Consider the following 8,744-nt stretch of genomic DNA (forward strand, 5'->3'; position numbering starts at 1 on the left):
GCCGCCTTCGCTACCTCGGCTTCGCCTGCTGCAGTGTCATCTCCATCTGCGAGAAGTACCTGCATTACGTGCCCCTCCATCTGGTCACCATGAGCTGGCTGATGCAGGCGGAGTGCACCTCAAGGAATTTTTACTTCAGCAAAATGAAGCGTTTCTTCGATGTTGTCACCTCGCTGATCCTGCTGGTGATACTCGCGCCATTTCTGCTAATTGGCATGGCAATTGTCCGCGTTTTTTCGCCAGAGGGCCCTGTCTTTTTCCACCAAGAGCGTGTTGGCCGCTTCGGAAAGCGGTTTCAAATCTACAAGCTGCGCAGTATGCGTACAGATGCCGAAAAGGGTGGTGCCGTCTGGTCGTCAGTCTCCGCAGATTCTCGCGTGTTTCCTGGTGGTGCCTTTTTGCGGCGCTATCGGATCGACGAAATCCCCCAACTCCTGAATGTCCTGCGTGGTGAGATGTCCTTTGTCGGTCCGCGCCCAGAGCGGCCAGAGTTCGTCACGAAACTCGCCCGCGCCCTGCCGCACTATCAGGAGCGCCACATGCTCCAACCTGGCCTCACAGGATGGGCTCAGGTTTGTTACCCGTATGGCTCGTCTATCGAAGAGGCCAAGTGCAAGCTCGAGTACGATCTCTACTACCTCAAACACGCCGGAGTCCTATTCGACAGCCTCATCCTGCTCGACACCGTGCGCGTCGTGCTCCGTGGTGGCATCAAACACTCGAAGATGGCCAACCGCTACTCGGCAGGCTCCGTGAACGTTGCTGACGATCTCGATGGCCCCCTTGAGGAAGTGGAAACAAAGTCGCCACTCACAAGTGACAGTCTCGTGACCCAACCGGTTTAGACGGCTCTTCCGGCGGGATTTAACAGTTCTAGATAGTTCTTCGCACAGCTCTCCCAGGAGTATTGAAGAGCCGCTTGGTGAAGCCGCTCATTGTCCGGCGGATTTTGAAGTGCGCCGGTCAACGCTGCTGCAAACGCCGACGAGTCACGTCCGGGAACCAGAAACCGCCGGCCAAGCAGCGGCTCGACGATTTCCGAGATTCCACCAACGTCGGTTGTAACAATCGGACGACCCGATGAAATCGCCTCCAAAACCACATTCGGAACCCCTTCATTGAGGCTGCTCAGAGTCACGGCATCTGCCGCTTGCATCCAGCGCGACACGCCCGTTGGAGGCTGACGCCCGGCAAAAATCACCCGCTCAGAGATGCCCAGTTCCGCCGCCTGCTGGCGAATACGCCCCTCCAGCGGTCCACTGCCGATCAAAGCCAGCGTCATCGGCTCATTCAGCGAACGCGCCACCTCGGCAAACGCCGCCATCAAAAGATCGATCCCTTTCACCGGCAGAAAATTACCCACAAAGAGAACAAGTTTCCCCGCCACAGGCGCGCCGAGTTCAGCGCGTGCATGCTGACGCGAGGCAGGACGAAAAAGAACTGTGTCCACCCCATTGTAGATCGTGCAAACACGATCCGCATCTGCCCCGCAAGCGATCAATCGCATCTGAAGATCCTGACTCCGTGTCACGATCTTCCGTGCATACTTCGCAAGACTCAAAATGGCCCGACGTCGCATCGGCATGCCAAGGTATTGATGCACGTCCGATCCTTGAGCGACGGCCACCACAGGGATCTTCCGGCCGCGAAAACGCATCTCTGCAGCACATGCATCAGGAAACAGCCACGGTGCCAAGATCACATCCGGCTGGAAATCCGCTTCAATCGACAACTCCGCGCGCTCCAGCGCGCGCGCGAACAACCAATGATTCAACCCTCCTAATTTTGGCACGTAGTTATTCCAAAAGTAACGCGGATTCAGCACCTCATCTCCGGTGCGCGGAATGAGATGCGATGCGACACCACAACGCGTGAGCGACGCACGAAAAGCCAAAACTCGAACGTCCAAACCGGGATCCACCGCACGCAACGCATGCACCAACGTCACATTGTCGAGTCCCCGCCAGGGTTCTTGCGAATCCGGGAAGAGATTGGAGACAAAGAGGAGCTTCATGAGGCCGGTTCTACTTCAACAGTGGAGGTGGAGTGTAAACATAGTCACGCCAGACTCCAGCGTCCCCTAAGTGGCCATCTTCGGCCGCATGAAGAATGTTCACCAGTTCACGAGCACTGACATAATGAAGCCTGAAGCCGCGCTCGGCCGCCATACGTTCGATCTCGGCATAGAAACGGCCCCTTTCCGGCCCCAAATTAGACCTGTGACCCGATTCGGGTGCTCCATGAGTGTGGAGCTTGATAAAACACCACTCTTCCACGCCAGAAACGCTGATTCGCCCATTCAGCCACTCGTTCATCCTACCCACAGTCGGCGGATTCTTCGGCCCCAAATCGGAATTCTCAACTCTTGGCAAAACACCCCACTTTCGGCTACCCCAATCGAGCGAAAGCGGCCCCTGCACGAGCAGAAGGTGGTCAGGGCTCAATCTCAGTTCCCGGGTGCCTTCAGGGCCTGACGCCACCAGCCTCCCGCGGTAATGCGAACAACCATCCGGCGTGCTCCGCGAGTAATACAAGCGATTCACCATCGGAACCTGCGTGGGATGGGGCGCGGACGGCATGGTGAGGTCGGCGTAGCACCCTGCTCGTTTCAAAATGGCCAACTCGTCACGCACACCACAGCCATGCCCGGACGGATCCGAATCATCAAGAGCCCAGTTGCCATGAATGAATCCAAACGCGACCGCGCCAGCGGCATCAGCCCCGAGCAGTCCGTGGCGGCGTAAATCCACCTTTCCCTGCTCCAGCGCGCGCACCAGATTCTCCGCCGTGTCATTTTCATGATGCAGATGCACTTCAACCTCGTTTCGGGTAATCTGGCATAGCTCGGTGATCGAATCCAGCACGTCGGGATCATACTGCTCGATCGGGTAGAAAAAAGTGTGCTTGGGCCCATGACCATCATGATCGCCAGCGGCAGCGGACAAGGCCGGAAGCTTCTCGTGCCACTGTCCCATCCGGCGCAGGGCACCCGCCTTGTCCGTGTGATGAAAGGGCTCGAAATGGTCGCAAACCGCCAGCATCACGTCGGACACGGGCTTTTTGGCCCGGGTAAGGCGCTGCTGCAACCACGGCAGCAGCCAACGATCGAAGGCCTTTGTCATGAGCGGTCGAAAATGATTCTGATTCGGAGTCTGAAAAACACAGCGTTTCTCTGGCTCCAAATCGCCGAACTTCAACCTTGATATGCGCATCGCCGTTGATCGTGCTAGCTTTAGCCTTCAATGACCCTGTTACTGTTCACCCTCCTTTTTGCCGTCTTCTACATCCAAGTTGGCTACGCCTGCATCATGTGGCTGCTCGCACGTGTGTTTCCCAAGAGACTCAACACGATCGACCCCCTTCCAGACGCCATCACCATCGTCCTCTGCGTCCACAATGGTGCGGCGCACATCCAGCAGCGCCTGCAGAACCTCGCAGACTGCGAATGGGTCGGAATACGCGAGTTTTTGGTGTTCTGCGACGGCTGTGATGACGACACGGCCACGCTCGCCAGCCAGTCTTGTGTCGAGTGCGTGCGAGTCATGAGTTCGCCAACACAACGTGGCAAATGGGCGGCTCTCAATGACGCCATTCAGGCCGCAAGCCATCCCGTCGTCGTCTTCGCCGACTTGCGGCAGACATTTGACACTCAAGCGATTCAAAATCTCACCCACGCGTTTCGCGACCCGCGTGTGGGCGCAGTCAGTGGCCTCTTGGAGATCGCAGCGTCTGACTCCGGCGGCGGACGCGGCGTGGACCTCTATTGGCGCATGGAGCGCAAGCTGCGCGAGTGGGAGGCGCGCTTCGATTCGGTGATCGGCTGCACAGGTGCCATTTATGCAATTCGCAAGAAAGCCTTCCAGAAACTGACACCAGGAACCATCTTGGATGATGTCATCGTCCCAATGCAGATTGCCATTCAGGGGTGGCGAGTGACTTACAATCCACAGGCCATCGCCTTTGACCCACAGAGGCTTGATCCGATCAAGGAGAAATCGCGCAAGCGAAGGACACTGGTGGGCAATTACCAAATGTTTGAACTTTTCCCTAGCTGGCTGCTGCCTTGGCGCAATCGGCTCTGGTGGCAGTTGATTTCCCACAAGTATTCCAGGCTATTTGTGCCGTGGATGCTAATGGCGATCCTAGTGCTGACGATTGCATCTCTGAAGACGCCATTGATCTGGTTTTTGCTGGGGATTCAGATGATCTGCTATGCGCTGGGAATAATCGGCTGCATGTTCCCGCACTTTAAATCCCGACTCTTAACGATACCGTCGGGGTTTTTGCTTCTACAAGTGACTTGTGCCCGAGCCCTCTTCTCCTATGTGAAATGCCGCAGGGATCCTTTGAGCCTCTGGCAACCCAGCCAAGCCGACGATAACCCACAAAAAATATACGAGACATCATCTCAATAATTAATGAGGCTAGGGCCGATACAATTGACCGGTCTTATTTCTGCATGAGGCCCCGCATTTCAAAAACATTTTACCAATAGGACTGGCGGCCAGAAGTGTTCAACTTTAGTGAGAGGACTCTTAATCTATTTCCCCTGAAAGACAACATGTTTATCAAAGACATTATCCGCCGCATAAAAATAATTGGTCACGTCTTGACCCGATGTGACGTGCCAAATAATTTTGCCCAATGGTTCCTTTATGCCATTGCCCGAGGTCACCCCTTTGACGGATGGAAAACGCGACTGTCAAGATATATGAGGGAATGGTTTCCTACGCTCAGTCTCAAGGGCCTATGGGGGGGGAAGTGGGTCTTGACGTTTGACCCCGGCGACATCACACACATGGTGATATTTGAAGAACTCGTGATTAATCGAACATGGAATCTGGATCTAGTGCCATTTGAGCCGGATCTGATTATCGACGTCGGGGCACACATTGGTATCTTCGCGTCCTTGGCCGGCGTTCGATTTCGGCAGGCTCGAGTAATTTGCATCGAGCCTGACCAAGCAAACCTGATATGGCTGCGCCACAATCTCAAGATGAATCTTGTTACCGCCCGGGTCATCGAAGGGGCAGCAGGAGATTCTGACGGGCGCATCTTTTTTGAGCCTGGACTGAGCTACGGTGGCCGTGTAGTTGAAAAGGAAATATCGGACCGTCCGACTCTCGAAGTGGCAAACATCTCGTTGAGACGAATTATATTGGAGGAAAATCCGAAATGTCTTTTACTTAAGATCGATATTGAAGGAGCAGAAGAACTGGTCCTGCCCACGATTTTAGAAGTTCTTTCGCCACCCTGTTTTCTTTTTCTTGAAACCCATGGCGGCAATGATAGCTACCAGAGGATCGCTAACATCTGCAAGGCAGTCGGATTCCAACTCACCCTCACACGCTCTCATGGGAACATGCGGGAATGCTACGCAATAATGCCCCAAAAGTAAACTCCTGTCGACAATGATATACATGACATTAGACGGTGGCTTAGGCAATATGATGTTCCAATATGCGTTTGCCCTGGAGATCGAACGCCAAAAGAACTGCCGGGTTCGTTTTGTCAGTTCCAAACCGACCGTTAGCGAAGAAATGAATGTCTTTTCACTCGAACAAAAGATCAAATCCTGCGCCCCCCCCATCAGTCACCTCATTGCTGGCAAAATACGCAAGACTCTTACCGGAGAGCCTCGCATAATCGAAGAAACAAGTTTTGCTTACGACCCGACTTTTATTTCCCGTGTTAGAGATAATCGACAAGTGGTAGGGTACTTTCAGTCACCCAAATATTGGGCAGAGATCGAAGCCGAGGTAAAACGTCATTTAATGTTCGACGCGTCACTCTCTGACTTCACCAATAAAATAGAGGCCGAGATTTCAAAGACACTTGCTGTCGCAGTTCACGTGCGCCGGGGTGACTATCTCAAACTGAGCCATACCCATCATGTGCTCGGCACTGACTACTATCGTCAGGCGATCGCATTTATGGAAGAGCGGACCTCAAAGCAAGCCGTGTACTTTGTGTTCTCAAATGACCTAGACTGGGCCGAAAAGCATCTGCCAATCCCCGAACGACGAATGCGAATCGTACGGAATCCAGCACAAGGACTCGACTTCGAAGATTTGTATCTCATGACCAAGTGCCGCCACCACATCATTGCTAACAGTTCATTCAGTTGGTGGGGCGCTTTCCTGGCTGCCCGTGAAGGGCAGCAGGTGGCAGCGCCTTTGCGATGGTTCACCCCGCTGGATAAAAACCAAGACGTTGCCGCCAGTCTGTATCAGCAAAACTGGAGCCTCTTTCCATCATGACCCGCTATTTTAAAAATCCATTCCGCAACCTTTGGAGACTAAAAAATAAATATGACGCGTCAAATGCTGACGCCGCTGCACGGCGTGCCCTAGAGCCTGTTATTAACTTTTGCCGAATAGAGAAGAGAGCATGAGGGTTGCGAAGGCCAGCCAGTGCATGCCGGTCAAAGTCGAAGCCAGACGCTCATAATCCCTTGGTTGCGGGTTCGAATCCCACCGGGAGCACTTCATTATCAATGCCTTACAACAGATTCACAAAATTTGAGGTTGCCGTCTAGGTCAATTCTAGGTCAATAAATTTTGAGCCTTCCCGAGGCGGTTACGCTTCTTTGCTTCGCTTTGAGATTCTGATCCTGACCGGCCTCAACTTGGGCACCTCATGTTTCGAACGTCGCTGCGAAGTCGGCGCGCCCTGCAATTCCCCGCATATCCGCGTTATAAATACTTGAGCGACCGGGGCTTATCCTTAGCCGTCTCACCCACCCACCATGCCACGACGAACCCATTACTCGCCCTGCATCAACCGGGTCATCATCTGCGCACTGTATCATGAAGGCCGGCGGCTGCGCCGTCCCATGACACGGTTGGTCAATGATCTCCTCACCTCCTGTCTGCGTGACACGGAGGCTTGGAGCATTGCGGCCAAGCAGTTGAGCGACCCGGCTCAGGGCGCAGCACAGGAGGCTGGCGCCACGCGCTAGCCGCACCACACCCGCCAAGGCATTCCGGTCCACATTACACCCGGTCTCTCTCACGAGGGGCCGGGTGTTTTGTTGGCGGGCATCTCTCGGCGGTTTCTTCAAACACCACCCAAACCATACCCACCCTACTAGGAGACACATCATCATGGCTATCAAACTCAGCGCCAACTACAGCAAAAAACTCGGTCTGCCCCATTACAGCAGTCACAGCTTCAGCGCCTCGGTTGAAGTCGAGCTCACCGACATCACCCAGGTCGAAGCCGAAGTGCAGAAGCTTTACCAGCTCCTGCAGCACTCCGTCGATCAGGAAATCCAGCACGCCGGGTTCATTCCCGACTCCAACGGCCACAGCAGCGGTCGCGCGCAACCGCAGCCCAACGGCAACGGTCGTAGCTACCCGGTCCAACAGAACGGCCGCTCCAGCAATGGTCCCAACGGTCATCTGCAGCCTCGGGCCGCTGGTGATGCCTGGAACTGCACCGACGGTCAGCGCGGGTTCATCCTGCGCATCGTCAGCGACAACAAGATCGAGAAGTCGGAGGTCGAGGATCTGTCCCAGCAGCTCTTCGGCACCGGCGTGAAGCAGCTCAACAAGATGCAGGCTTCCCAGCTCATCGACGACCTGCTGGTCAAGGTCGGCAAACCCGCCACCCGCCAGACCCGCTGGCAACCACCCCCCACCCAAGCCCAGGCCGCATGAACACCGTCGCTGAAACGCCCCCACCCCAGGAGCGCAGCGAGCAGGACATCATCCGCGCATTGCAGGACACCGTGTCAGCTTCACGGCTGTCGCTGTTCCTGCAATGCCGGTTGAAGTTTTATTATCGCTACGTGCTCAAACTGCAGAAGCCCAAAACGGCCTCGCTCCATCTTGGCAGCGCGGTGCATGCCGTCCTGAAGGCATGAAACAAGGCACGCTGGCTGCAGCAGCCGCTCTCGCTCAAGGAGGTTCACGGGAACTACCTGCAAGCCTGGGCGGACACCACCGAAGGTTCCGTCAAATGGGAACCCGGTGAAGAAGAGGACGACAAGACCACCGGCTGGCGGCTTTGCGACACCTACATCAGGCAGAACGCCTCCATGGCATCTACCAAGCCGGATGCCGTGGAGGTGTCCATTGAAGCAGATCTTGCCCGTCATGGTCTGCCCCGCCTGATCGGCATCCTCGATCTGGTCCAGCAAGGCAGCATCATCGACTACAAGACCAGCGCTGCGACACCCAACCCCAGCACGGTCGGTCATCTCCACGAGATCCAGACCAGCAGTTACGCCATCCTGTACCGCTACAACACGGACCAGCAGGAAACCGGCATCCAACTGCATCACCTGGTCAAACTCAAGAACCCCAAGGTCTGCATCACCGACCTGCCGCCCATGAGCCAGCCGCAGCAGACCCGGCTGTTCCGGCAAATGGAAGCCTACCTGGAAGGCTTGCAGTGCCCTGACTTCATCCCTTCGCCTGGGATGCACTGCTCAAGCTGCGAGTTCATTCACGAATGCCGCTTATGGCATTAACCCCGATGCAGGCCGGTGCCCCACCTGAGCACCGGCCTGCTCATCACCCCATCCAACTTATGAAACATCTCATCCTCCTTGCCTGCCTGTTGTTCGCGGTTCCGCCGCTGCATGCAGGCTGGTTCTTCAAAGATCCACCACCCTCACCGCCGGACCTCGGTCCGGAATACCGCTCGAAGATCTCCAAACTCGAAGAGCAAATGTCGGAACAGCACGTCATCGCCGACCGCTGGAAGTTTGCCACCGGCAGTCTCGCGTTCGGCGCCCT

9 protein-coding genes and 1 pseudogene are annotated in these 8,744 nt (G+C 55.5%); 8 read left to right on the forward strand and 2 right to left on the reverse strand.

Annotated elements, in window-relative coordinates; all coding sequences use genetic code 11:
• On the forward strand, nt 1-845 hold an 845-nt coding region (locus tag ACIREA_RS20200; protein WP_397384150.1), incomplete at its 5' end, for a sugar transferase.
• Here the strand turns inward: ACIREA_RS20200 and ACIREA_RS20205 are convergent.
• Nucleotides 842-2,014, reverse strand: a complete 1,173-nt coding sequence (locus tag ACIREA_RS20205; RefSeq protein WP_397384151.1) for a glycosyltransferase — start codon at nt 2,012-2,014, stop codon at nt 842-844. The genes ACIREA_RS20200 and ACIREA_RS20205 overlap by 4 nt on opposite strands.
• A 10-nt stretch (nt 2,015-2,024) precedes the next feature.
• A complete protein-coding gene (locus ACIREA_RS20210) occupies nt 2,025-3,122 on the reverse strand; it encodes a hypothetical protein (protein WP_397384152.1) in 1,098 nt (365 codons plus the stop codon).
• Nucleotides 3,123-3,242: 120 nt separating this feature from the next.
• Here ACIREA_RS20210 and ACIREA_RS20215 point away from each other — a divergent pair, with 120 nt between their 5' ends.
• The 7 genes and pseudogenes from ACIREA_RS20215 to ACIREA_RS20245 all read left to right on the forward strand — a co-directional run.
• The gene (locus ACIREA_RS20215; protein ID WP_397384153.1) at nt 3,243-4,415 is read left to right on the forward strand and encodes a glycosyltransferase; all 1,173 of its coding nucleotides are present in this window, start codon (nt 3,243-3,245) and stop codon (nt 4,413-4,415) included.
• A 146-nt stretch (nt 4,416-4,561) separates the two neighbouring features.
• Complete coding sequence (locus ACIREA_RS20220) at nt 4,562-5,398, forward strand: FkbM family methyltransferase (RefSeq protein WP_397384154.1); 837 nt, start codon at nt 4,562-4,564, stop codon at nt 5,396-5,398.
• Nucleotides 5,399-5,420: 22 nt separating this feature from the next.
• Nucleotides 5,421-6,260 (forward strand): alpha-1,2-fucosyltransferase, encoded by an 840-nt coding sequence (locus ACIREA_RS20225; protein ID WP_397384155.1) that lies wholly within the window; start codon nt 5,421-5,423, stop codon nt 6,258-6,260.
• Nucleotides 6,261-6,748: 488 nt separating this feature from the next.
• Nucleotides 6,749-6,961 (forward strand): hypothetical protein, encoded by a 213-nt coding sequence (locus ACIREA_RS20230; protein WP_397384156.1) that lies wholly within the window; start codon nt 6,749-6,751, stop codon nt 6,959-6,961.
• Between the two features lie 145 nt (nt 6,962-7,106).
• Nucleotides 7,107-7,661: a hypothetical protein gene (locus ACIREA_RS20235; RefSeq protein ID WP_397384157.1), complete on the forward strand. Its 555-nt coding sequence runs from the start codon at nt 7,107-7,109 to the stop codon at nt 7,659-7,661.
• Nucleotides 7,658-8,476, forward strand: a pseudogene (locus ACIREA_RS20240) (RecB family exonuclease). Before ACIREA_RS20235 ends, ACIREA_RS20240 begins: the two are co-directional and overlap by 4 nt.
• A gap of 59 nt (nt 8,477-8,535) precedes the next feature.
• On the forward strand, nt 8,536-8,744 hold a 209-nt coding region (locus tag ACIREA_RS20245; protein WP_397384158.1), incomplete at its 3' end, for a hypothetical protein.

Source organism: Prosthecobacter sp., from assembly GCF_044373815.1.
GTDB lineage: Bacteria > Verrucomicrobiota > Verrucomicrobiia > Verrucomicrobiales > Verrucomicrobiaceae > Prosthecobacter.

Coding starts and splice junctions, on each gene's coding strand:
- ACIREA_RS20220 (WP_397384154.1), top strand. CDS start 4,562: ATGTTTATCAAAGACATTATCCGCCGCATAAAAATAATTGGTCACGTC.
- ACIREA_RS20205 (WP_397384151.1), bottom strand. CDS start 2,014: ATGAAGCTCCTCTTTGTCTCCAATCTCTTCCCGGATTCGCAAGAACCC.
- ACIREA_RS20230 (WP_397384156.1), top strand. CDS start 6,749: ATGCCACGACGAACCCATTACTCGCCCTGCATCAACCGGGTCATCATC.
- ACIREA_RS20215 (WP_397384153.1), top strand. CDS start 3,243: ATGACCCTGTTACTGTTCACCCTCCTTTTTGCCGTCTTCTACATCCAA.
- ACIREA_RS20235 (WP_397384157.1), top strand. CDS start 7,107: ATGGCTATCAAACTCAGCGCCAACTACAGCAAAAAACTCGGTCTGCCC.
- ACIREA_RS20225 (WP_397384155.1), top strand. CDS start 5,421: ATGACATTAGACGGTGGCTTAGGCAATATGATGTTCCAATATGCGTTT.
- ACIREA_RS20210 (WP_397384152.1), bottom strand. CDS start 3,122: ATGACAAAGGCCTTCGATCGTTGGCTGCTGCCGTGGTTGCAGCAGCGC.